23 protein-coding genes and 3 tRNA genes are annotated in these 22375 nt (G+C 65.6%); 7 read left to right on the top strand and 19 right to left on the bottom strand.

From position 1 onward, the window contains the following. From AC3A3W_RS03565 to AC3A3W_RS03555, 3 genes are all read right to left on the bottom strand, one after another. The coding region (locus AC3A3W_RS03565; protein WP_487440503.1) for an NAD(P)-binding domain-containing protein at positions 1–403 on the bottom strand (403 nt) is incomplete at its 3' end. Positions 404–500: 97 nt separating this feature from the next. Further along, entirely contained in the window at positions 501–1574 is a 1074-nt protein-coding gene (locus tag AC3A3W_RS03560; protein WP_487440498.1) for an enoyl-CoA hydratase/isomerase family protein, read from the bottom strand. Further along, the gene (locus AC3A3W_RS03555; RefSeq protein WP_487440497.1) at positions 1574–3073 is read right to left on the bottom strand and encodes a CoA-acylating methylmalonate-semialdehyde dehydrogenase; all 1500 of its coding nucleotides are present in this window, start codon (positions 3071–3073) and stop codon (positions 1574–1576) included. Before AC3A3W_RS03555 ends, AC3A3W_RS03560 begins: the two co-directional genes overlap by 1 nt. A 166-nt stretch (positions 3074–3239) precedes the next feature. On the opposite strand from AC3A3W_RS03555, the gene AC3A3W_RS03550 reads away from it, so the two are divergent. Next, positions 3240–4046, top strand: coding sequence for an exodeoxyribonuclease III (locus AC3A3W_RS03550; protein WP_487440496.1), 807 nt, complete (start codon positions 3240–3242; stop codon positions 4044–4046). Positions 4047–4062: 16 nt separating this feature from the next. After that, entirely contained in the window at positions 4063–4959 is an 897-nt protein-coding gene (locus AC3A3W_RS03545; protein WP_487440495.1) for a DUF8083 family protein, read from the top strand. Between the two features lie 30 nt (positions 4960–4989). Here the strand turns inward: AC3A3W_RS03545 and AC3A3W_RS03540 are convergent, their stop codons facing one another. From AC3A3W_RS03540 to AC3A3W_RS03520, 5 genes are all read right to left on the bottom strand, one after another. Further along, positions 4990–6042: a LacI family DNA-binding transcriptional regulator gene (locus AC3A3W_RS03540; RefSeq protein WP_487440494.1), complete on the bottom strand. Its 1053-nt coding sequence runs from the start codon at positions 6040–6042 to the stop codon at positions 4990–4992. Positions 6043–6127: 85 nt separating this feature from the next. Next, the gene (locus AC3A3W_RS03535) at positions 6128–6394 is read right to left on the bottom strand and encodes a hypothetical protein (protein WP_205653815.1); all 267 of its coding nucleotides are present in this window, start codon (positions 6392–6394) and stop codon (positions 6128–6130) included. After that, complete coding sequence (locus tag AC3A3W_RS03530) at positions 6391–7278, bottom strand: carbohydrate ABC transporter permease (protein WP_487440493.1); 888 nt, start codon at positions 7276–7278, stop codon at positions 6391–6393. The genes AC3A3W_RS03535 and AC3A3W_RS03530 overlap by 4 nt, the downstream gene beginning before the upstream one ends. Continuing rightward, positions 7275–8312, bottom strand: coding sequence for a carbohydrate ABC transporter permease (locus AC3A3W_RS03525; protein ID WP_487440492.1), 1038 nt, complete (start codon positions 8310–8312; stop codon positions 7275–7277). The genes AC3A3W_RS03530 and AC3A3W_RS03525 overlap by 4 nt, the downstream gene beginning before the upstream one ends. Before the next feature lie 7 nt (positions 8313–8319). After that, entirely contained in the window at positions 8320–9606 is a 1287-nt protein-coding gene (locus AC3A3W_RS03520) for an ABC transporter substrate-binding protein (protein ID WP_487440491.1), read from the bottom strand. A 129-nt stretch (positions 9607–9735) separates the two neighbouring features. Between AC3A3W_RS03520 and AC3A3W_RS03515 the strand changes: the two genes are divergently transcribed. Then, positions 9736–11661 carry a glycoside hydrolase family 13 protein gene (locus AC3A3W_RS03515; RefSeq protein WP_487440490.1) on the top strand — a complete coding sequence of 642 codons (1926 nt, stop codon included), beginning with the start codon at positions 9736–9738 and terminating at the stop codon, positions 11659–11661. A 90-nt stretch (positions 11662–11751) separates the two neighbouring features. On the opposite strand, the gene AC3A3W_RS03510 is transcribed toward AC3A3W_RS03515, so the two are convergent. The 11 genes from AC3A3W_RS03510 to AC3A3W_RS03460 all read right to left on the bottom strand — a co-directional run bounded on the left by AC3A3W_RS03510 (position 11752) and on the right by AC3A3W_RS03460 (position 17948). Next, complete coding sequence (locus AC3A3W_RS03510; protein ID WP_487440489.1) at positions 11752–12066, bottom strand: hypothetical protein; 315 nt, start codon at positions 12064–12066, stop codon at positions 11752–11754. A 153-nt stretch (positions 12067–12219) separates the two neighbouring features. Continuing rightward, complete coding sequence (locus AC3A3W_RS03505; RefSeq protein ID WP_487440488.1) at positions 12220–12831, bottom strand: hypothetical protein; 612 nt, start codon at positions 12829–12831, stop codon at positions 12220–12222. Then, positions 12828–13475, bottom strand: a complete 648-nt coding sequence (locus tag AC3A3W_RS03500; protein ID WP_487440487.1) for a hypothetical protein — start codon at positions 13473–13475, stop codon at positions 12828–12830. The genes AC3A3W_RS03505 and AC3A3W_RS03500 overlap by 4 nt, the downstream gene beginning before the upstream one ends. Further along, positions 13472–13852: a hypothetical protein gene (locus AC3A3W_RS03495; RefSeq protein WP_487440486.1), complete on the bottom strand. Its 381-nt coding sequence runs from the start codon at positions 13850–13852 to the stop codon at positions 13472–13474. The genes AC3A3W_RS03500 and AC3A3W_RS03495 overlap by 4 nt, the downstream gene beginning before the upstream one ends. Continuing rightward, a complete protein-coding gene (locus tag AC3A3W_RS03490) occupies positions 13849–14040 on the bottom strand; it encodes a hypothetical protein (protein WP_205653806.1) in 192 nt (63 codons plus the stop codon). The genes AC3A3W_RS03495 and AC3A3W_RS03490 overlap by 4 nt, the downstream gene beginning before the upstream one ends. Next, positions 14037–14492: an Asp23/Gls24 family envelope stress response protein gene (locus AC3A3W_RS03485; protein ID WP_487440502.1), complete on the bottom strand. Its 456-nt coding sequence runs from the start codon at positions 14490–14492 to the stop codon at positions 14037–14039. Before AC3A3W_RS03485 ends, AC3A3W_RS03490 begins: the two co-directional genes overlap by 4 nt. A 99-nt stretch (positions 14493–14591) precedes the next feature. Further along, positions 14592–15047: a hypothetical protein gene (locus tag AC3A3W_RS03480; protein WP_487440485.1), complete on the bottom strand. Its 456-nt coding sequence runs from the start codon at positions 15045–15047 to the stop codon at positions 14592–14594. A 294-nt stretch (positions 15048–15341) separates the two neighbouring features. Continuing rightward, positions 15342–16937, bottom strand: coding sequence for a glycoside hydrolase family 68 protein (locus tag AC3A3W_RS03475; protein ID WP_487440484.1), 1596 nt, complete (start codon positions 16935–16937; stop codon positions 15342–15344). Positions 16938–17573: 636 nt separating this feature from the next. Beyond that, positions 17574–17649: transfer RNA gene (locus AC3A3W_RS03470), tRNA-Phe, on the bottom strand. A 48-nt stretch (positions 17650–17697) separates the two neighbouring features. Further along, positions 17698–17771, bottom strand: a tRNA-Asp gene (locus tag AC3A3W_RS03465). A 104-nt stretch (positions 17772–17875) separates the two neighbouring features. Next, positions 17876–17948: transfer RNA gene (locus AC3A3W_RS03460), tRNA-Glu, on the bottom strand. A gap of 238 nt (positions 17949–18186) precedes the next feature. On the opposite strand from AC3A3W_RS03460, the gene AC3A3W_RS03455 reads away from it, so the two are divergent. The 4 genes from AC3A3W_RS03455 to AC3A3W_RS03440 all read left to right on the top strand — a co-directional run bounded on the left by AC3A3W_RS03455 (position 18187) and on the right by AC3A3W_RS03440 (position 22360). After that, complete coding sequence (locus AC3A3W_RS03455) at positions 18187–19230, top strand: DMT family transporter (RefSeq protein ID WP_487440483.1); 1044 nt, start codon at positions 18187–18189, stop codon at positions 19228–19230. A 10-nt stretch (positions 19231–19240) separates the two neighbouring features. Next, positions 19241–19669 (top strand): metallopeptidase family protein, encoded by a 429-nt coding sequence (locus AC3A3W_RS03450; RefSeq protein ID WP_487440482.1) that lies wholly within the window; start codon positions 19241–19243, stop codon positions 19667–19669. 9 nt (positions 19670–19678) lie between these two features. Beyond that, positions 19679–20599 carry a cation diffusion facilitator family transporter gene (locus tag AC3A3W_RS03445; RefSeq protein ID WP_487440481.1) on the top strand — a complete coding sequence of 307 codons (921 nt, stop codon included), beginning with the start codon at positions 19679–19681 and terminating at the stop codon, positions 20597–20599. Positions 20600–20827: 228 nt separating this feature from the next. Next, entirely contained in the window at positions 20828–22360 is a 1533-nt protein-coding gene (locus AC3A3W_RS03440) for a C40 family peptidase (RefSeq protein WP_487440480.1), read from the top strand. The last annotated feature ends 15 nt before the right edge of the window (positions 22361–22375 follow it).

Below are 22375 nucleotides of genomic sequence, written 5' to 3'. Positions count from 1 at the left end.
CCTCGGGCAGCCCTCCCACCATGAAAGTCAGCGTGCCTGCCTCGGCTCCCACCACGCCGCCGGAGACCGGCGCGTCCACCGAGCGGTGCCCGGCGTCGAGGGCCAGCCTGGCCGCTTCCCTGGCCTCATCGACGTTGATGGTGGAGCAGTCAAGGAACATGGTGTTCGGGCCTGCAGCTGCCAGCAGTCCGGGCTGTCCCTCCGCGCCCCGGTAGGCGTCCAACACGTGCTGTCCGCTGGGGAACATGGTGAGGACCACGTCCGCTCCCGCCACGGCCTCGGCGGCGCTGCCGACAGTGGGCACGCCGTGCTCACGGGCGGCGTCCAGGGCCGCGGGCACGACGTCGAATCCTGCCACGGTGTAGCCGGCCTTGACGAGGTTGACCGCCATGGGTCCGCCCATGTGCCCCAGCCCCAGGAACGCAATGTGCTCCTTCCTGGCCTCTGCACTGCTGGCCGCAGAATCGTCTGCGGCTCCCGCAACGTCCGGTGTCGCTTCGTCAGGCATGATCGGTCTCCCTTTCCAACAGAACCAGTTCCCTGTCCCCCAGCGGGGCGAAGTACCGCTCGACGTCGTCCGCGTGCACTTCCGGCAGCGTGGGCGGCCGCCACTGCGGCGAGCGGTCCTTGTCCACCACTTGGGCGCGGATCCCTTCACGGAAGTCATGTCCGCTCAGGCAACGCAGGCCCACCCGGTATTCCTGCGCCAGGGCCTCGTCCAGGCTCAGCTCCCCGGCCCGGCGCAGCGATGCCAGGGCCACCTTCACCGCCGTGGGCGATTTCGCCTCGATGGTATCCGCGGCCTCGGCCGCCTCACCTCCGGCGGCCCGGAGCCTCCGGAGGATTTCGCTGGCGTCGTCGGCCGCGTAGCAGGCGTCGATCCAGTCCCGCTGCGCCTCCAAAGCGGATACGGGCGGCTTCTCTGCGAAGCGCCCGACGGCGGCTTCCGCGGTTTCGCTTTCCAGCGCCGCCGCCAGCTCAGCGAGCCTGCCGGACGGAACAAAGTGGTCCGCAAGGCCCAGGAACAGCGCGTCGGCTCCGCTCAGATGTGCTCCGGTCAGGGCCGCATGCGTGCCGGCCTCCCCCGGTGACCGCGCGAGCAGCAGAGTGCCGCCGACGTCGGGCACAAATCCGATGGTGGTTTCCGGCATTCCGGTCCTGGTCCGCTCGGTGACGACGCGCACGGAACCATGGGCGGAGATGCCCACGCCGCCGCCCAGGACCAGCCCGTCCATGAACGCCACATACGGCTTGGGGTAGCGGGAAATGAGTGAGTTCAGCCGGTATTCCGCCTGCCAAAAATCGGCGGTCTCCTGCCCGCCCGCGAGGATGTCGCGGTAAATGGCCACGATATCCCCGCCGGCGCACAAGCCCCGCTCACCGGAACCCTGCACCAGAACGGTTGCCACGCCGTCGTCGTCCGCCCAGGCGGCGAGCCGCTCCAACATGGCGGCCACCATGCCGGCGTTGAGCGCGTTGACCGCCTTTGGGCGGTTCAGCGTGATGACGCCGACGCGGCCGCGCTGCTCGAACAGCACCTCATCCGTGGGACCCTCTATCGTTTCAGCAGTCATCAGCTTCCTTCCGGCATGATGAAGCTGGCGCCCTGGCGGATACCGGAGGGCCAGCGGGTGGTCACGGTCTTGGTCTTGGTATAGAAGCGGAAGGCATCGGCGCCGTGCTGGTTGAGGTCGCCAAAGCCTGACGCCTTCCACCCGCCGAACGTGTAGTAGGCAATGGGCACCGGGATGGGCACGTTGATTCCCACCATGCCCGCCTGGACCCGGCTGGCGAAGTCGCGGGCCGCGTCCCCGTCGCGGGTGAAGATGGCCACGCCGTTGCCATACTGGTGCTCGCTGCAGAGACGGAGGGCTTCGCCGTAGTCCGAAGCGCGAAGGACACTGAGCACCGGGCCGAAGATCTCCTCCTTGTAGATCTTCATGTCCTTGGTGACGTTGTCGAAGAGGGTGGGCCCGATCCAGAAGCCGCCCTCGTAGCCGTCGACGGTGAGCCCGCGGCCGTCGGCCACCAGCGTCGCGCCGTCGTCGACGCCGGACTGGATGTAGTTTTCGATCCGCTCCTTGGCAGCTCCCGCTACCACCGGCCCGAAGTCCGAGTCCTTGTCCAGGCTGTGGCCGACCTTCAGGTGCTTGACCCGGTCTTCCAGCTTGGCAACCAGGGCGTCGGCGGTGTTCTTGCCCACGGGAACCGCCACGGAGATGGCCATGCAGCGTTCCCCGGCGGATCCGTACCCGGCGCCGATGAGGGCGTCGGCAGCCATGTCCAGATCGGCGTCAGGCATGATCACCATGTGGTTCTTGGCGCCGCCGAAGCACTGGGCACGCTTGCCGTGGGCGGCGGCGGTTGCGTAGATGTACTGGGCGATGGGTGTGGAGCCCACAAAGCCGATGGCCTTGACGCGCGGGTCCTCAAGGAGCGCATCCACGGCTTCCTTGTCGCCGTTGACCACGTTGAAGACGCCGTCCGGCACGCCGGCCTCCGTATAGAGCTCGGCCAGCCGGAGGGGCACTGACGGGTCACGTTCGGAGGGCTTGAGGATGAAGGCGTTGCCTGCGGCAAGCGCCGGTCCGGACTTCCACAGCGGAATCATGGCAGGGAAGTTGAACGGCGTGATCCCGGCAACCACGCCCAGCGGCTGGCGCAGGGAATGGACGTCAATGCCGGAGCCGGCGCTGTCAGAGAACTCGCCCTTGAGCAGGTGCGGCGCCCCGGCGGCGAATTCCACCACTTCAATGCCGCGCTGAATGTCCCCCTTTGAATCCGCGACGGTCTTGCCGTGCTCCGAGGACAGCAGCCTGGCAAGCTCGTCCAGGTTCTCGTTCACCAGGTCCACGAACTTGAGCAGGATGCGCCCGCGCCGCTGGGTGGTCATGGCCCCCCACTCCGGCTGGGCCTTCTCTGCGCTGCCAATGATGTTGCGGACTTCCTCCGCGCTCGCGAGCGGAAGCCTGGCCTGCACCTCCCCGGTACAGGGGTCATAAACGTCGCTGAACCGGCCGGAGGTACCGTCAATCCTGTGGCCGTCAACGTAGTGGGACAGTTCGCGCACCATGATGGAATGCTCCTTTGCATGTGACCCAGGTCATCTTGGAGCTGAATATACTCGGACTTCCTACTAAATTCCAGAGTCCGAAGTCCGCACCAAGTGACCCTGGTCTGCGGGCACTGCCCCGTTGCGCCCCGTTCATCCCGGGCCCAAGTTCGGTAAGTTAGGAACTGTGAAGATAGCTACCTGGAATGTGAACTCGCTGCGTGCCCGTGCCGACCGTGTGGAGGCTTGGCTGCAGCGCTCTGACTGCGATGTCCTTGCCATCCAGGAAACCAAGTGCAAGGACGACAACTTCCCGTGGGAGCTGTTCGAACGGATGGGCTACGAGGTGGCCCATTACGGCCTCAACCAGTGGAACGGCGTGGCGATTGCCTCCCGGGTTGGACTCGAGGACGTCGAACGCGCCTTTGTGGACCAGCCCGTATTCGGCAAGGCAGGTTCGGACCCCATTCAGGAAGCCCGTGCCATGGCCGCCACATGCGGCGGCGTCCGGGTCTGGAGCCTGTATGTCCCCAACGGCCGGGCCCTGGACGACGAGCACATGCCCTACAAGCTCAAGTGGCTGGACGGCCTAAAGAACCAGGCCGCCGGCTGGATCGCCGAAAACCCCGAGGCGCAGATCGCCCTGATGGGTGACTGGAACATCGCACCCACGGACGACGACGTCTGGGACATCGACTTGTTCCTGACGCAGGGCCTGACCCACGTCAGCGAACCGGAACGCGCCGCCTTCCGCGCCTTCGAGCAGGTCGGATTCTCGGACGTGGTGCGCCAATACACCCCGGGTCCCGGCGTCTACACGTATTGGGACTACACGCAGCTGCGCTTTCCCAAGAAGGAAGGCATGCGGATTGACTTCATCCTGGCTTCGCCTGCCCTTGCCACCCGGGTCACCGGCGCCTCCATTGACCGTGAGGAACGCAAAGGCAAAGGTGCCTCCGACCACGCGCCCGTGCTCTTGGAGCTGGCCGACTGATGAGGGCTGAACACTCATGACGGGCAGCCTCTACCGCGGGCAGGCCGGGTTGCCGTTCTCGTCCACGCTGCGGGTCTACGAGCCCCTGGACGCTTTCCCCGAGGACCAGCGTCCGGCGCTCAAGGCTGCCGGTGAGCGGGCGGTGTCCCGCGCTGCCGTCGAGAACGCCGAGCTGCTGGCTTCCCTGGGGCGGATCACCCGGCCCGGCGGCGATCCGTTCCCGACCGGCCGGACCGATCTGGTGCGGGTCATGCGCCACCTTGGGCTGCCGGCCCCGGACGAATCCAAGGATTCGGACGCTGCGGATGCCGACGGCGACGCCCTCCTCTATTGCCCCAGCCAGCTAGTGCTGCGGGCCGGGCTGGCCGCCAATGCGCTGATGGAGGGCATCCACGGACCGCTGGCTGAACTGCTGATTCCGGAAGAGCAGCGGGACCGGCACCAGGAGCGGATCGACCTCGTCAGCGCCCGCGAAGGTGCCACCCGGGTCCACACCCGGGCATCCACCTGGGGCATCCCGTTCAGCTGGTTCTCGCTGTTCTTGGAGTCGGACCCCCAGGAAGTGGTCGAGGCCGGGGGCCGGATCCTCACTGTCCGGGTTCTGGCGCCGATTACCGAGGCCCTCGACCGGGTGCGCTACGCCGTGGCCAACCTCGCGCTGGCCGCGCCGGATCTCGACATGCTTGACGACCTCACCCAGCTCACCGAGTGGCTGGAACTGTTCCACGCGGAGTCCATGGTGGAGCTGGATTACGGTGCCGTGGCGGACAAGGTGTATCCGGATGACTCCCCCATGGATGTCCGCCTTGGCATCGAGTGCCTCGCCGAGGGTGACATGACCGGCGCAGCCGCCGCCTACCGCCGGCTCGCGTCGCGGTGGATTCCCATCCGCCAACTGGCCCGGGCATCCTGATCCCTTGACCCGCGCTGCGTTTCGTTCCCGCTAAGACCTGGGCGGCGCCGTGGTGCGCCGCACGATCAGGCGGTGGGGCGCGACGGCGGACTGCACCGAGCCGGTGATGCCGAGGAGTTCATCCAGGAGCATCTTCGTCCCCAGTTCCGCCTGTTCGTCCGGGCGCTGGCCCACGGTGGTCAAGCCCATGGCGTCGGAAAAGTCGTGGTCGTCGATGCCGATCACCGACAGGTCCTCGGGCACCCGGACCCCCACCCGTTGTGCTTCGAAAATGACGCCCATGGCCATCTCGTCGGAGGCACAGAAGATCGCGGTCGGCTTCGGGCCGGGCTGGCCCCACAGCCGGCGGAACGCTTCCTGGCCGCTGCGGAGTGTGAAATCGCCCCATTCGTCCCACTCCGGGCGGACCTCAAGCCCCGCCGCCGCCATCACGTCCTGGAACGCCAGGATACGGACGCGCGGGACGTCGAAGTTGAGGTCGGTTTCGTCGTCCCCGTGGAGCAGTGCGATGTCGCGGTGGCCCAGGTCGATCAGGTGCTTAACGGCGGTGGAGGCGGCCGCATAGTCGTCAATGCCGATATAGGCGCATTCCTCGACATGGCCACCCACCACCACCAGCGGAATGTCGATCTTCTGCAGGTGGTCAAGCTCGTCGTGGGACAACGCCATACACAGGACAAGGAGCGCATCGATCTGCTTGTAGACCATGGTCTTGCTGAAGAGCCGCTCACGGTGGCTGCCGTGACCGCCCAGGTTGAACAGGGACAGGTTGTACTGCCGGGCATGAAGCTCGCGGTCGGCCCCTTCAATGGCCTTGGAAAAAAACCAGCGGCTCACGAACGGCGCCAGCACGCCGATGGTCTTGGTACGGCCGGTTGCCAGGCCAGAGGCCGACGAGGACGCCACATAGCCCAGGGCGCCGGCAACTTCGAGGATTTTTGCCCGTGTTGCCGGCGAGACGCGCGGCAGGCCCCGCACGGCGCGTGACACCGTGGCAGTGGAAACCCCTGCGGCTGCCGCCACGTCCTCGATGCTCACACCGGAGTGGCCGCCGCGCTGAGCCCGGTCAGTTGTGCGCGCCACGGTGTCCCTTCAGAGGCCTGCTGCAGATTTCCGCCATCTCATTCTCCCAACGGCAAGAAACCATTTTAGTCTGGGCCTGCGTGTGTCAGTTGCGCCGCGTGGCGGTGCGTGCCGGAAGGCGCCTGCGGAGCCTGATCATCCCGTAGAGCGCCAGCAGGATGGCCAGCAGACCGAGCGCCCAGCCCAAGGCAGGCTGGGCGGTCAGCTCCATCCAGACGGTGACGACGAGCAGCACCACAGCCCAAAAGCCCAGGAATCCGATGATGATGTCGAAGTCCTCGCCGGAACGGACATGCTTATGCCCGAGCCCTGCTGCCGGCTTCTTGCCCTGCGGTGCTGCTCCGTCCGTCACTTGACTGCACCCGCCGTCAGGCCGGCCACAATCTTGCGCTGGAACACCAGCACCAGAATCACCAGTGGAATGGTGACAATGGTGCCTGCCGCCATGATGGCCGTGTAGGGGATCTGCTGGGGCTGTGCACCGGCGAAGTTGGCAATGGCCACCGTTACCGGCTGCGTTGCGTCGCTGGACAGCTGGCTGGCGATCAGGAACTCGTTCCAGGAGGAGATGAACGCCAGGATAGCCGTGGTGAAGATGGCCGGAGCCGCCAGCGGCATGATGACTTTCCGGAACGCCTGCCCCTGCGTGCAGCCGTCAACACGTGCCGATTCCTCGAGCTCCCACGGCATTTCGCGGAAGAAGGACGTCATCGTGTACACGGTCAGCGGCAGCACGAACGAGATGTTCGGGATGATCAGCGCCTGGTAAGTGCCCATCCACCCGATGTTGGTGAACAGCTGGAACAGCGGCGTGATCAGGGCCACGCCGGGGAACATGGAGGCGCCAAGGATGAAGCCGAGGACAAGGAACTTGAACCTGAAGTTCAGCCGGGCCAGGGCGTAGGCGGCGAAAACGCCGATCAGCAGCGAGATGGCCGTGACCACCACGCCGATGAAGATGCTGTTCAGGAGCGCCTGTCCAAACCTGTTGCCGAAGGACGTATCGAACGCTGTGATGAAGTTATCCAGCGTGACATGCGTTGGGAGAATCGACGTGTCGTACGTGAAACCGACCTCGCGGAACGCGACGACGACCATCCAGTACGCCGGTGCCAGGCACCAGATCAGGATGACGGCCGCACTGATGTACGTACGGCCCTGCGCCCATTTTTCCTTGTTCTGCGCCGCGCGGCGGCCCCTGTCCTGCTCTGCGCGGAGGGCTGTGCCGGTGCTCATTTCTTCCCCTTACCGGTGGCGCCGCTTTGCTCCACAACGTTCGCCCCAAGGAAGCGGACAAAGATGAAAGCGACCAAAAAGATGATGATGAAGGTAATGGTGGACAACGCCGCCGCCGAGTTGAACCCTTGCCGGATCTGGTTGATGACAAGGATGGACAACGTGGTGGTGTTGTTCGCACCGCCGGTGAGGATGTACGGCAGGTCGAACATGCGCAGCGCATCCAGTGTGCGGAAGAGGATGGCCACCATCAGGGCCGGTTTCACCAGCGGCAGGGTAATCATGCGGAACCGTTGCCAGGCGCTGGCCCCATCCACCTTGGCTGCCTCATAGACTTCGGCCGGGATCATCTGCAGGCCTGCCAGGATCAGCAGCGCCATGAAGGGCGTCGTCTTCCACGTGTCGGCGATGATGACCGCCCACTTGGCCGGCCACTCGCTTCCGGTCCACAGGATGGAAGCGTTGAAGATCTTGTTGGCAATGCCCTGGAAGTCGAAAATGAACAGCCACAGCTGGGCCGTCACGGCGGTGGGGATGGCCCACGGCACCAGGACGGCGGCGCGAACGAGGCTCCGGCCCTTGAAGCTCCGGGCCATGATCATGGCCATCCAGAAACCAAGGACGGTCTCCAGAGCGACCGTGATGATCGTGAAGATGAAGGTGGTCTGGGTCGCGGACCAGAACTGCGCTCCCAAGGTTCCGGGAGGACAGGCAACGGTCCCGCCGTCGGGCGTACCGCACTGCTGCGCGATCCAGTTGACGTAGTTCTGGATGCCTGCCGGGCCGCCTGCAGTGAAGAGGCCGGTGGCAGGATCGAGCCCTGCGTCCTTCTGGAAGGACATCACGATGGCGCTGATGATCGGGTAAACGATCACCACGGCCAGCGCGATGATGGTTGGGGCAAGCAGCCAGGAGGCCCATTTGCCCTGGCTGAGGATCTGGTTGTCCTCACCCACGCCCTTGGGCCCGTGGTGGATCGGGGTACCGCCCGACGCCGGTGTCTTGACCGGCGTCGGGCCTACTTCGGTTGCCATGGCTGGACTACGATCCCGCACCGGCGGTTTCGATGGACTTCTGCATGTCAGACAATGCCTGGTCCACCGACTTCTCACCCTTGAGTGCTGCGTAGGAGTTCTCTTGGATGGCCTGCGTGACGGCCGGGTAGAAGGGCGTCACTGGGCGCGGCACGGCGTTCTCGATGGCAGTCTTGAGCGTAGGCAGGTACGGAAGCTGCTTCACCAGTGCGGCGTCATCGTAGAGGTTAGCCAGCACGGGCGCGAGCGAACCCTTGACGGCATAGAACTTCTGGTTTTCCTCCGAAGCGATGTATTTGATGAAGTCGATTGCCGTGGCCTTGTTCTTGGAGTAGACGCTGATGGCTGCGCTGTGGCCGCCCAGCGAGGAGGCGCCGGGGCCGTCCGTCCCCGGAAGAGGGGCCACACCGAACTTGTCCTTCACCTTCGACGAGCCTTCGGTTGACATGAGGCTGTATGCGTAGGGCCAGTTCCGGTGGAACAGCAGGTTGCCGGACTGGAAAGCACGGCGGCCCTCCTCTTCCTGGTACGTGATGGCTTCCTTCGGGATATTGCCGTCCGCGAACGCCTTCACAAGGTTCTCAAGACCGGCCTTGGCCTCGGGTGTGTTCAGGCTCGGCTTGCCGTCCTTGTCGAGAACGGAGCCGCCGGCAGAGTTGATGGCCTCGGCAGCGTTGACCGTGAGGCCTTCGTATTGCTTGTACTGGCCGGCGAAGCAGCCGATCTTGTTCTCCTTGGCGATGGAGCACATCTGGATCATTTCGTCCCAGGTCTTGGGCGGGGTCGGCACGAGATCCTTGCGGTAGTAAAGCATGCCGCCGTCAGATTCTTTAGGGGTCGCGTAGAGGGTTCCCTTGTACGTCGCAGCATCCACTGTCGGCTTGAGCATGGCGGACGTGTCGATTGCCATCTTGTCCTTCAGCGGCTGCAGCCAGCCCTTCGCGGCAAACTCTGCCGTCCAGACGACGTCCACGCTTACGACGTCGTAGTTGGCGTCCTTGGCCTGGAAATGCTGGACCAGGTCATCGTGCTGCTGGTCTGCTTGGTCGGTCTGCTCCTTGAAGGTCACTTTCTCGTTGGGGTGGGCGGCGTTCCACTTTTCGATCATGGGACGGACCACGCTGTTGTTGTCCTTGCCCTGCACGTACGTGATGGGACCGCGGCCGTCGAGACCGTTGGCTGCGTCACCGCCACCGGCTGTGGTACCGCCCCCGCCACCGCCGCCACAGGCGGACAGCGTCAGGGCGAGAACGCCGGCGGTAGCGACCGGCAGTAAGAATTTGCGGGTTTTCATTGGCAAAGAACTCCTCGCTGAGTGACAAAGAAAAGTCGTTAGGTGCGGTTGTTGTGGTGACAGTCACACTAGTAACGTTGCGGAAAGAAATGCAAGCGTTTACACCTAATTGTTACCGGAGAGGCAACCATGAGCCATCGCCCCATTTCAACGCCCGGTTCTGACATAGAGGCGTGGTGGGCCAGCGCCGTCGTCTATCAGATCTACCCGCGCTCCTTCGCGGACGCCAACGGAGACGGCATGGGCGATCTGCGCGGTGTGACCGCGCGGCTGCCCTATCTGAAGAAACTCGGCGTCGACGCCGTCTGGCTGTCACCGTTCTACAAGTCCCCGCAGGCGGACGCAGGGTATGACGTCGCCGACTACCGCCAGGTGGACCCGATGTTCGGCAGCCTGGACGACTTTGACGAGATGTTGCGGAAAGCTCACGGCCTCGGCGTAAAAGTGATTGTGGACCTGGTGCCGAACCACACCTCCGACGAACATGTGTGGTTCCGCGAGGCTCTGGCCGCGGACCCGGGATCGGCTGCCCGGGAACGTTACATCTTCAGGCCCGGGAAGGACGAAGTGGAGGGCTCCGGTGACGGGAACATCGCCCCGAACAACTGGAAGTCCATCTTTGGCGGCCCGGCCTGGACCCGGACCACCAACGCGGACGGCACGCCGGGCCACTGGTACCTGCACCTGTTCGATACCAAACAGCCGGACCTCAACTGGGAGAACCCCGAGGTGTGGGAGGAGATGCGGTCCGTGATCCGGTTCTGGCTGGACCGCGGCGTGGACGGCTTCAGGGTGGACGTGGCGCACGGAATGGTCAAGGAGGCCGGGCTGCCGGACTGGGACGGCGTGGCTGCCATGGTGGAAGGCTCAGCGGACGCCCGGCACCTCCCGGATGCCCCCGGCGCCCACCCGGAATCAGTCGAGCCGCACACAGCCCACCACGCCAGCCTTGCGGCCGGAAGCGCCGGCGCAGATGACGCCGCCCGGGGCAAAGTCTCCGTGCTGGACGCTCCGGAAGAGGGCACTCAGCATCAACCGGTGTCTCCGCTGTATCCGCCGTCGCCCTTCTTTGACCAGGACGGTGTCCATGACGTCTACCGGGACTGGAACCGTGTACTGGCGGAGTACGACGGAGACCGCATGCTCGTGGCTGAAGCCTGGGTGGAACCCGCGGAACGGCTGGCACGGTACATCCGCAAGGACGAAATGCACCAGGCGTTCAACTTTGACTTCCTGCTCGCCGGCTGGGACGCCGGGCGCATGGCGGTGGCCATCGAGGAGTCGCTCGAGGCTGCCGCTTCGGTTGGCGCCCCGACAACGTGGGTGCTGAGCAACCATGACACCGTCCGCCACCCGACCCGTTTCGGGTTGTCCGATCCCACGACCTTCCCGAAGGGCATTGCCGCGGAGGACGAGCAGCCGGACGCGGCCCTGGGCCTCGCCCGTGCGCGGGCGGCCACCCTCGTATCGCTTGCCCTCCCCGGCTCGGCCTACCTCTACCAAGGGGAGGAACTGGGCCTTCCGGAACACACCACTGTGCCCGCGGATGCGCGCCAGGACCCCACATTCTTCCGCACAAATGGCGTGGAACGCGGGCGCGACGGCTGCCGCGTCCCCCTGCCGTGGAAGTCAGACGAACCCGGCTTCGGATTCGCCGAGGCATACACAGCCACGGGGTCGACAACTGCCGGCGCACCGGCCAGGCCGTGGCTTCCCCAGCCGGACTCGTTCGGCGGGCTCGCGGCGGACAGGCAGGAAGGTGTCGAAGGTTCCACGCTCGAGCTGTACCGCTCGGCGCTGTCCCTGCGACGGAGCCACGGACTGGGCTCGGGCACGTTCTGCTGGGCCGACATGCACGATCCGGAACTGGGTGTGCTGGCCTTTCAGAACCGGGACGTCCTCGTAATGGCGAACATGGGGACCGGGCCTACGCCCGTCCCGGACGGCTACCGGGTGGTTCTGTCGAGTGCCGCGGAAACAGGGTCAGGAGCCGGGTCAAACGCGGACGGGGCCGTCATTGCACCGAACAGCGCGGCCTACCTGTTGGCCGGGTAGGCCCAACCAAGAGGTGTGCCGCCAAAACCGACAGAGCGCCGCGTGCCCTAAGGACGCAGCACTCTGTCGGTGATGGGACGGGCCGTAGGACTACTTGCCACCCTTGAGGAGTCCGGCAAGCTTGGCCCAGAAGCCCTTGACCTTATCGGTAAAACCGCCGGCGAGTTCCTTGGCGTTGCCGGCTGCGTCGCTCGCCGCTTCCTTTACATTGGCGGCAACGTCCCCTGACAGGATTTCCTTGACGTTCCCGGCTGCCTGTCCGGCAAACTCCTTGACGTGTTCTGCTGTCCCGCCCGCCAAGACTTTAACGTTTTCGGCGGCGCCGCCTGCAAATTGCTTGGCGTGGCCCACAGCGTTCTCGAGTCCGTCCTTCGCAGCGTGGTTTCCTGTTACTTCTTCGCGCACAGTGTTCTCCCTTGTCGACGGCTTGGCCGGGTTGTTGGCCTCGGCGGCGGGCCGTGGTGACCTGCGGCCACAACGTGCCCTCGCCTTCAAACTAGGCGCCGGGATGACCCGAAGGCAAAGGCCCACGCCGGGCAGGACATGCAGAGGTCACAATCAGCGGACGCGCTCCGCACGGCTGAAGCGGGTGCGGGCCCCGGCAGCGATGTGCACGAGCACGGGTGTTTTTTGGCCGACAACCTCATCCAGGGCGCCGACAAGGGCAGCCGCGTCCTCCGCGAGAAGGTGCGGCGCCACACCAGACCGCGGGTGAAGGCGGATCTTAAGCGCAGGCTGCCCGCGGACTTCGTAGGTGCTGACCGTGGCACTGGCGAGGTCGGGACGTTCGGCAAGCGCGTTCTTGAGAGACTGCTCCGCCACACCGCTGCCGATGCGGACGTCCCCCGGTACGCCGCCGGGGTCCTCGGCGGCCAGCAACAGCCCTGACCGCCCCTTTCCCTGCTGGGCGACCCACGCCACCATGAGCCCTATCAGCAGGACGAGGACCAGTGAGAGGACGATCCAGAGCCAGCTCTCTTGCCGGCCCGGGAACGTTGTCCCGTCGAAAAGCCGGTTGACGCCGTCCCTGACACCCCCGGACCAGGACTGCCACCACGAACCCACAGCGGGAACGGTGGCCAGCAGCACGAGCAGGACACCCACAGCCATGAGCTTGAGGCCGAGGATCCCGATGAGGATCCTGTTGAGCAGGCGCGGAGTGCTGTTCATGCCCCGATCACCCCGGACTCCGCCAGGTTGACCCGGACTGCGGGGAGGGGAATGGGCGCCATGGCACGGAGTTCGTCCTCGACGGCCTCACGGACCGCATTCTCACTGACCGGAACACCGGACGTGGGGCGCACGTTCACCACCGCCTGGCGCTGGGAAACCACCACCATGACCTGCTCCGGTGTGACGTTGGCCGCCAGGCGTGCCCGGCGGGCGAGGGCGGACGCTATGACTTCGTCGTCCACCACCACAGCGATGCGGGGCTCTTCGAGCAAATGCCTCGCCCTGCGTCCGGGCAGTATGGCACTGAGGAAGAAGAACAGGCCGGCCGCCGTCACGACCGCACCCGTGACGCCCAGCAGGAGCGGCGGGACGCCATTCGGCAGCGCAGCGATCCGTTCGGCCGCCGTTTGGGGGTCAATGAGCCAGGGAGGCTGGCCGATCGCCCGGACTGCCGATTCAAGGAGGGCATATAGGGAGACGAGGACCACGAGGACGGCGGCAAGGCTGGCCGCTGCGGCACGCGAGGAGTGGGTTTCCCGGTGGAGGACGCGGCGCATGTCGAATGATCCGGCATTCACGGGACCGGCGGCATCGCCCGGGTCTCCATCCGCCGGATTCTGCCGTTCGATGACTGAGCTCAACGTACCCGGCCCCTTTCCGTGACGTGCGCGCCGCTGATGCGGATATCCACCCTGCTCAGACGTGCGCCGCTAAGTTCCGTGACGGTGGTGAGGATTTCGGACCTGGCTGCAATGGCCCGCTCCCGGATGGAGCCGCCAAAAGCCGGCACCCTGCCAGGATCGCGCACGACGGCCGTCAGGGAAGGGATTTTGATTGGAGTGACGAGGGACAACGCCAGCAGGCCGTCGTCGTCCGACCAATCCGCACGGACGTCGTGCGGAGGAATCCCCAGGGCCGCACCGGCCGCCGCCTTCGCCAGGCTCGTCAGGGCCTGGGTGCTGATCCTGTTGTGACCGCTGTAGAGCCGGCTGGGAGTCGCTTCGGCTTCCGCGCTCATGACGAGGAGCGCCGGCCGCTCAGGGCATCGATGACGCTGCGCAGGTCCAGTTTCCCTTCTGCGGCGCGGCCCAGGAGGGCGCCAACGCCCATGAAGAGCAGGGCCACCAGGAATCCCCACAGACCGAACTGGAGCGACATGAAGGCCACGAACGCGCCGATTCCGATTCCCACGACCGTCAGGCTCACAGGATCGCCTCCCTCTCAGGTGCTGCCGCCGGCCCCGCTGGCTTCACCGGCGGCGCGATGTAGACATCATTGATTTCGACGTTCACTTCGATGACCTGGAGTCCGACAAGCTTCTCAACTGCCGAATAGACGGCAGCCCGAACCTGGTTGGCCAGAGAGTGCAGCGGGGTGCCGTAGGTTGCGACGAGGGTGATATCAACAGCAACCTGGGTCTCGCCCACCTCGGCATGCACGCCGGCGGCGTGGTCGGAGCTGCCCACCGCGTCCCGGATGGCCCCCAAAGCCCTGGATGAGCCCGTCCCCAGGGAGTAGACGCCCGGCACAGCCCGGGCCGCGATTCCGGCCACCTTGGCGACCGCTGTTTCAGAAATGACTGTGCGTCCGCCGCCGGCAGCCTGGCCGAGGGCCGTTTGCGTGCGGATGCCGGCAGGATCCGGATTCTCGTATTCCATCAGGCGCTCCCCTTCTGTTGAACTCAACCCTATCCCCTAGGTCGGACAACGTCAGGGGTGGCGCGGGCACGATTCGCCTATCGGATCCCCGCGCCGGGCCTAGGCGCAGTTAGTGGCCAGCCATTGGTTCACGGGGGCGATGGCCTCCTGGAACTTGCCGCTCGAATAGACGGTCTGGTCGCTCAGACCCGCCACCGCCACCTCATTCAGCCTGGCGAAGTCTGCCTTGATCGAGTCAGGAACGCGCTCCGCCGTTTCGCTGAGCTCGGCCTTCTTTTGCTCAAGCTCCGCGGTCTTCCCCTGGGCCGCGGACATTGGCAGCAGCGAGGCGCCGGTGGCCTGCTCTGCGATGGTCTTGCATGCTTCGGCTGCTGTGGCGAAGCCGCCAAAAGCGCCGGACGGCGTGCTTGTCTCCGGTGCTGCAGCCGGGCTGCTCGCGGCGCCGGAATCGGTGGAGGACGACGGCGCACTGCCGGCCGAAGGGGCGCTGCAGGCGGTAAGTGCCACTGCGGCGAAGAGAGTGGTGGCGGTCAGCGTGCGGGCAAAGTGTTTCACAGTTCACATTTCCTGGATCGGTTCGCCGCCAACAGGCGGCCTTGATTGGCCGGAGTAAAGCCGGCCGTATCCCCCGGCGTGCGAGTCTAGCCGCCACCGCGACATGCATTCCAAGTTGACAGGGCACGGTCCGCCGGTCCGGGGCGTGCGTCCATCGTGTGCCTATATAAGGAACGGCGGTCACATGCCCGCCGGCGCCACCAACGCAGCAGAGGCGCCCGGACGTGGTCCGGGCGCCTCCGCCGGTGTACTGCTATGCCGGCCTAATCACTGGCCTGCAGGTAAAACCTGGCTTTACTTGTAGAGGCCGTTGCCGCCAACGCTGACGTTGGTAGGCAGGTAGCCGAACGGGCCGAGGCCGTTCTTGCCGAAGCTGCGGTCAACCTGGGACACGCCGTCACGGAAGTTGATCTTCACGGTGGGCGAGAGGGATCCGCCGCGGACGCCGTTCACGTTGTCGATGAAGGACTGGACCAGGCCGCCCGGCTGCACGTAGTGCGAGTAGGCCTGGAACTGGCGGCCGTTCTGGTTGGGGGTCGGGGCCTCCGGAGACTCGGACGGCAGGTTCAGGTCCGTCGGGGAGCCCAGTGCCAGGCCGCTGTTGTTCATCGGCTGGTAGTCGGAGCGGACGCCGTCGCCCACGAAGCCGTAGACGCCGTCGGGACCGCGCATGCCGGCTGCATAGGTGAACTGGTGGCTGATGGTGAACAGGTAGTACTTGTTCTTGCCGCCCTCATTCTGGATGAAGATCTGCGGGCGCTCGGTCTGGTCGTTGACGCAGTTTCCGGAGAGGATCGGGGGCAGGAACTTCCACTTGGTCAGGTCCTTGTTTTCAGCCACTGCCAGGCCGACGTTTGCGGTCTGGTAGTAGGCGCCGCTGTTGTTGACCTCGTCGAGGCTTTCAGCGTTGGGGTCGCCCTTACGGTAACCCAGGTCCTCGTTCTTGCAGCGGTAGTCGCCGCGCTTGGCGCCGGTGTTGCCTTCGAAGACCATGAAGGTCTTGCCCGGGTGTGCCGGGTCAGCAAAGGTGTACGGGTCACGGAAGGCGAAGCCCGGGTTCTGCTCCTTGGTCTGGTACATCTTGCCGTCCGGTTCGAGCAGCTTGTGGTGCTTGAAGCCGTCGAAGGTCACGCCGTTCTCGTCGGCGTGGATCTTGCCGAGAGCCTTGGCAATGGCCGCGTCAGGGGCAATTCCGCCACCGCCGGCGTTGCGCTCCTTGACGTCGTAGAACGTGGTGGCCGTGTAGAACACGTTCACCTGGTTGCCCTTCATGAGGCGCGTGGACCCGGACCATTCGGTGTTGCCGATGGAGGTGTTGTCCAGGAAGAGGTGTCCGCCGTAGTTCCACTTGTCCTTGGCCGGGTCGGCGTTGGTCTTGCGGAAGAAGTAGCCGATGCGGGCGTTCCAGTGGCGCTGGTCGAAGCCGTATCCCGCGTGCCGGTCGGCGACGAGGGAGAAGATGACGTCGTAGCCCTTGTAGCTGATCTGGTTGGCGTGCTCGTCGGTCAGCGACCAGGTGTCCCACACCCACACGTCGTCGTTCATGGTGGGGAAGTCCTCGGGGATTTCCGGCATGGTGACGTCGGGGCTCATGGAGTTCTCGCCGGGCTTTACCGTGGAGTCGCTCTGCGCCATGATCTGCTTCGCGTCCGCACGGGTCCACTTCGCGGTGAAGTCGGACGCCGGGTCGTAGGCCTTCTGCGTGTGCTTTGTGGGCAGGGGGAAGCCCGGGGCGGGAGCCGGCATCTGCTGCTGGGCCGGCGGATCGGCCGGTTCGTTTGCCTGCGCCGAAGGCGTGGCAAGGAACGTCGAAGCTGCGACAGCCGCCGCCAGAGCTGCGGCGGCGGGGCGCCACCGCAGCATCCGGAGGGTGTTGGGGTGCTTGTGCATGTTTTTGCTCTTCTCGCGGAGTTACGTTCGTGGAAGATGGGCTGATGCCCTGTCCCCCGCACTCCGGAATCCCCGCTGACACGACATGCGTCATCGAGGACGCCGTTGTGTCGAGGGAGAACGGGGTTTGGGTAGGACCCCGTCAAGGTGGCCCGAGATGTCATACATTTCTCGGCACACCCCCCACGGTAGACAACGTTGTCAGTCGAGTTCAACCCGGTTTTCAGGGGGCGCGGCCTGGGGCCGCAACCTAATGCAAGCGCTTACATCTACGTTTCCGCGCGCGTGCCACAGTGCAGGAAATTGATCAACCGGAACGTAACAATGACGTCACCTGCGCTCACGCGTTCGGCAGGGCGGCAAAAGAGTGATATCTGTCATGGCCCGGCCTGCTCCCGAACCTGGCTGACTGTGACCAATGGCACTGCCGGGAGAATGGAGGAGCCCCTCCCGGCGGTTGGGCCTGCTTACGCCCAGCGCATGAGTTTCAAAAAGCCGAACCGGCAATCCGGGCACGAGAAATGCCGGCGCTCCCGTGTCGGTGCCGTTGTGCGTATGGGCCGGGGAACGCCGGCTAACCGGGGAACGCCGGTTAAAGAAGAAAAGCACCAGTTCCGAAGAACTGATGCTTCCCAGTGGTGGCTCCGACCGGCGTCGATCCGGTGACCTTTCGATTTTCAGTCGAACGCTCTACCAACTGAGCTACAGAGCCTAGGTGACATGTCACCATGAGAGCCGGAATTTCTTCTGGCAATCAGAGCGACCCTGACGGGACTTGAACCCGCGACCTCCGCCGTGACAGGGCGGCGCGCTAACCAACTGCGCTACAGGGCCTTGCTTGTACTGCGTGTTTCTTGCTGTCTGCAGTATCGCTACTGCAATTTTTCAAGGCCTTTAGCCTACCAGACTTTTCGGTCTGGTTTGACCACTTCCTTGCGTACCCCCAACGGGATTCGAACCCGTGCCGCCGCCGTGAAAGGGCGGTGTCCTAGGCCGCTAGACGATGGGGGCCTGAACTCAGTACGGGTTGTTCCGGGCAAAAATAAAGGGCCGAAGCCTTTCGTTTTTGTCCCTTCGAGTTGCTCCGAACTGGACCTCTAAAACTATAGAGCCTCCTCCGGGAATTTCCAAAATCGGCGGTGGCGCCGTCCCAAAGCCCAGCAGCCGCCCGGAGATTTTGGCAGTTTCTCGCCTAGACGTGACCGATTTCCGCCAGCCCAGGAACCCGTCACAGGACTAGATTGGCACCATGGCAACCACCGCCCGCACCGGCCCGATCCAGCCAGCAGATCCCCACAACGGAACTTCCCACGCCGCAAAACCCGCAGGCTCCTCTCCCGGCAGCGACACCGCCCCACCCGACGCCCCGGCCCCTCCGGATACCCGTGCACCGCTGGGTCCCTCCGCACCAGTCGGCCCGGCCGGTCCGGCCATCAGCAGACTGGGCGTCGCCGCCGTCGTCATCACGGTGGTGCTTTGGGCGTCCGCTTTTGTGGGGATCCGCGCCGTCGGCCCCAGCTTCTCCCCCGGCTCCCTGACACTGGGGCGGCTGGCAATTGCCGCCGTCGCGCTTGGCATTGTGGTCCTGCCCAAACTGCGCATGCTGCCGCGGGGACGTGAATGGTGGCCCATCCTGGCATTCGGGGTGATGTGGTTCGGCGGCTACAACATCGCCCTGAACGCCGCCGAGCACCTGCTCGACGCCGGAACTGCCGCGCTGCTGATCAACGTCAACCCCATCCTGATCGCTGTACTGGCCGGCATCGTCCTCAAGGAGGGATTCCCGCGCTGGCTCATCATCGGCAGCGCCATTGCGTTCGGCGGCGTCGCCGTCATCGCGCTTGGCTCCGGGCAGCGGTCGACGGCGGACGTCGCCGGCGTGCTGCTCTGCCTCCTGGCCGCCGGGCTCGCCGCCGTCAGCGTTATTGTCCAGAAACCGGTGCTGCGGAAGTTCTCCGCGGGGCAGGCCACCTGGTTCGGCATCATGGTGGGATTCCTGTGCTGCCTGCCGTTCAGCGGCCAGCTGTTGACGGAGCTGCAGGCCGCGCCGCTGCCGGCCACCCTGGGGCTGGTCTACCTCGGGGTCTTTCCCACCGCCATTGCGTTCACCACATGGGCCTATGCCCTCTCGCTGATCGACGCAGGCAGGCTGGCCGCCACCACCTACCTGGTGCCGGCCACCACGGTGCTGATCTCCTGGCTGGTGCTCGGAGAAATCCCCACCGTCTGGGGCCTTGTCGGGGGCGCCATCTGCCTGGTGGGCGTGGCCCTCACACGGAGGAGATCCCGCTAAGGTTTGGGGTATGCCCGCAAACCTGCCACCCGGACTTCCCATCGTGCCGGACGGCGCCGGTGATTCCTCCGGATTCGACATGTCCGAAGCCGATTTCGAGGCCGCGGTCAGCGACGCGCTGGACATGATCCCCCCAGACATTGCGCGCGCCATGGACAACGTGGCCGTCTTCATCGAGGACGATTACACACCCCAGCCGGGCGAGGACCCGGACACGGTCCTCCTAGGACTATATGAGGGCGTACCGCTGACCGAACGCGACTCGTGGTGGGACGCGGGCTCACTGCCGGACCGCATCACCATTTACCGCCAACCCATCCTGGACATCTGTTCCTCCCGCGAGGACGTGGTGGAGGAAGTCGCCGTGACAGTGGTCCACGAAATTGCCCACCACTTCGGAATCGACGATGACCGGCTCCACGAACTCGGGTGGGATTAGCCTAGAGGCATGGGACACGACCACAACCATGCCCCGGGCATCACAGCGACCGGCAAGCACCGCCGCCGTCTAATCACCGTCCTGGCCATCACGATGGCCGTGGTTCTCATTCAGGTGGCGGGGGCCGCCCTGTCGGGATCCCTGGCACTGCTCGCGGACGCCGGGCACATGCTCTCCGACGCCGCGGGCGTCTTCATCGCGCTCCTGGCCGCATGGATCGCTTCCCGGCCGGCCAGCGATCTGCGGACCTACGGCTACCAGCGTGCCGAGGTCCTGGCCGCCCTCGCCAACGCCCTGATCCTCGTGGCGATCGCAGTGGTGATCTTCACCGAGGCCATCCGCCGGATCGGCGCCGCTCCGGAGGTGCAGACGGACATCATGCTGTACGCCGCCATCCTCGGCGCGGCCGCGAACCTCATCTCGCTGCTGATCCTGCAGGGCGCCCAGAAGGAAAGCCTCAACGTCCGCGGGGCCTACCTCGAGGTGCTGGGTGACCTCCTGGGCTCCATGGCGGTCATCGCCGCGGCCGTGGTGATCATGCTCACGGGATTCCTTGCCGCGGACACCATCGCCTCCGTCCTTATCGCCATCATGATCCTGCCGCGGGCATGGCACCTGCTGCGGGACGTTGTGGACGTGCTGCTCGAAGCCGCCCCGAAAGGTGTGGAGGTCCAGATGATCCGCGAGCACATCCTGTCGGTGGCAGGGGTGGTGGCGGTTCACGACATCCACATCTGGACCATAACGTCGGGTGTGCCGGTGTTCTCCGCCCACGTGGTGGTGGAGGACGGCGTACTCAGCGCCCGCGGTGCGGACCAGGTCCTGGACAAGCTCACCACCTGCCTCGGCTCGCACTTCGACACCGAACACTGCACCTTCCAACTCGAACCTGCCAGCCACTCCGAGCACGAATCGCACCAGCACGCCTAAGCACGCCGGCTGAGCAACGCCTGCCGAGAAAACAGTCCGGACGCCTGCAGTGGGACACGCCCGTCAGAATGCCATTGAATGACACTGGTGTTGTTTATGTTAAAGATGAGACTCTTGTTGCCAAAGTGAAAATTGGCACGTAGCCTCAGTGCTGCTGGGCATCCCGAGGGGCACTTCCGTGCCCCTCCAGACCCGTTCGTCCCGGCCCGAGCGCTGCGAGGTTTTCGAATGAGTTTGACCGGTCCCGGCCGCAAGGCTGCCGCCCTCTGCGCAACCGCCGTCCTCCTTGGATTCCTCGCCGGCCCGGCGCAGGCCGACAGGCCGGCTGGCGCCTATCCGGCGGCTACCTACACGGTGGGCGCCTTCCCGGCCGCCGTCACGGTTCCCGCCGCGCCGCAGGTCCCCTCCCCCGACGACATCGCCGCTGCCAAATCCAGTGAAAGCGCGACGGCGGCCAAGGTCACCGACATCGAGCGCCTCCTGGCGGAGGCAGCCGACGCCCAGTCGAGCACCTTCGCGCGGAGCCTGGAAGCGAACAACGCCTACAGCGATGCCTTGGTGGAACTCCGGGTCCGGACGGATGCCGCCGACGCAGCGGCCGCCAGGGCCAGCGCCGCGGACAAAGAGCAGGAAAAAAGCCGCAAGGAGATCGGCCAACTGGCCGGCGACCTGTACCGCAGCGGAGGGCTGAACCCGGCACTCAGCAGCTTCGTGACCGGCAACGGTGATGTCCTGGACCAGGCAGCCACCTTGCAGGCCCTCTCCGCCGGCCGCAGCCGCGCCTTCGAAACGGCAGAGGCCACAGCCTCCGCGGCGGAGTCCCTGACCGCAGCCGCTGCAGACGCCCGGCGGGCAGCCGACGATGCCGCCAAGACCGCCGAGTCGCTCAGGGCCGCGGCCGAGCAGGCGAACGCGGCACAACTGCAGGCAGTGTCCGACGCCACGGCACAGAGGTCGATCCTGGTCCGCCAACTGGCCTCGCTGAGGCGCACCACCGTTGCACTCGAATCGGCAAGAGTCGACGGGCTTGAACGGCAGCGGCAACAGGCGCTGCTCGCCGCCGTTTCGGCTGCCACGGAAACGGCCGCGGATCAGGGAACGCAGTCAAGCGGCGCGGTCCGCCCCGCGGCACCGGGTGCTGTGGTTCCGGCGGCTTCTTCCCAATCCCCTGCCGCTCAGGCTCCTGCCACTCAGGCTCCGGCCGTTCGTTCACCCCGAGCCCAAGCGCCGGCGCCTGTTGCACCCGCGGCGCCGGTGCCGACACGGCCGGCGGCTCCCGCGCCAGCCGCCACCCCTGTCCAGCCCGCTCCGCCGGCACCTGCCCCGGTGGTTCCCGTGCCCGCTCCCAGGCCTGTCCAGCCCCTGCCCGCGCCGTCGCCGTCGCCGGGAGGCTCCAACCAGACGGCCATTTCCGTTGCCCTGGGCAAGGTGGGAAAGCCGTATCTCTATGAGTACGGCGGTACCGGCGCCTACGGTTTTGACTGCTCAGGACTCGTGCAGAACGCCTTCGCGGCGGCCGGGAAATACTTGCCGCGTACGGCCGCAGCGCAATTCTCGCAAGCGCCCGTTCATGTTCCGCTGTCCCAGGCGCAGCCCGGGGATCTCCTGGTGTGGGGATCGGCTCCCGGCTTCTATCACGTGGCAATTTACCTGGGCGGCGGCAGGGTGGTGCAGGCCCTGAACCCGTCCGCCGGGATCACGGTGACCGAACTGGGCATGATGGCCGGCATGCAGCTCCACCCGGTGGCGGCCCGTTACTAGGCGCGCTATCAGAAG

The sequence above is a fragment of the Arthrobacter sp. Soil_N43 genome, assembly GCF_057655195.1.
This window is presented reverse-complemented; position numbering and strand designations above follow the sequence as displayed.

Bases quoted from the DNA above. Each gene is read 5' to 3' on its own strand.
- AC3A3W_RS03455 (WP_487440483.1), top strand. From the start codon at position 18,187: ATGGCAACCACCGCCCGCACCGGCCCGATCCAGCCAGCAGATCCCCAC.
- AC3A3W_RS03450 (WP_487440482.1), top strand. From the start codon at position 19,241: ATGCCCGCAAACCTGCCACCCGGACTTCCCATCGTGCCGGACGGCGCC.
- AC3A3W_RS03560 (WP_487440498.1), bottom strand. From the start codon at position 1,574: ATGACTGCTGAAACGATAGAGGGTCCCACGGATGAGGTGCTGTTCGAG.
- AC3A3W_RS03555 (WP_487440497.1), bottom strand. From the start codon at position 3,073: ATGGTGCGCGAACTGTCCCACTACGTTGACGGCCACAGGATTGACGGT.
- AC3A3W_RS03505 (WP_487440488.1), bottom strand. From the start codon at position 12,831: ATGAACAGCACTCCGCGCCTGCTCAACAGGATCCTCATCGGGATCCTC.
- AC3A3W_RS03520 (WP_487440491.1), bottom strand. From the start codon at position 9,606: ATGAAAACCCGCAAATTCTTACTGCCGGTCGCTACCGCCGGCGTTCTC.
- AC3A3W_RS03515 (WP_487440490.1), top strand. From the start codon at position 9,736: ATGAGCCATCGCCCCATTTCAACGCCCGGTTCTGACATAGAGGCGTGG.
- AC3A3W_RS03530 (WP_487440493.1), bottom strand. From the start codon at position 7,278: ATGAGCACCGGCACAGCCCTCCGCGCAGAGCAGGACAGGGGCCGCCGC.
- AC3A3W_RS03525 (WP_487440492.1), bottom strand. From the start codon at position 8,312: ATGGCAACCGAAGTAGGCCCGACGCCGGTCAAGACACCGGCGTCGGGC.
- AC3A3W_RS03445 (WP_487440481.1), top strand. From the start codon at position 19,679: ATGGGACACGACCACAACCATGCCCCGGGCATCACAGCGACCGGCAAG.
- AC3A3W_RS03495 (WP_487440486.1), bottom strand. From the start codon at position 13,852: ATGAGCGCGGAAGCCGAAGCGACTCCCAGCCGGCTCTACAGCGGTCAC.
- AC3A3W_RS03475 (WP_487440484.1), bottom strand. From the start codon at position 16,937: ATGCACAAGCACCCCAACACCCTCCGGATGCTGCGGTGGCGCCCCGCC.
- AC3A3W_RS03485 (WP_487440502.1), bottom strand. From the start codon at position 14,492: ATGGAATACGAGAATCCGGATCCTGCCGGCATCCGCACGCAAACGGCC.
- AC3A3W_RS03545 (WP_487440495.1), top strand. From the start codon at position 4,063: ATGACGGGCAGCCTCTACCGCGGGCAGGCCGGGTTGCCGTTCTCGTCC.
- AC3A3W_RS03440 (WP_487440480.1), top strand. From the start codon at position 20,828: ATGAGTTTGACCGGTCCCGGCCGCAAGGCTGCCGCCCTCTGCGCAACC.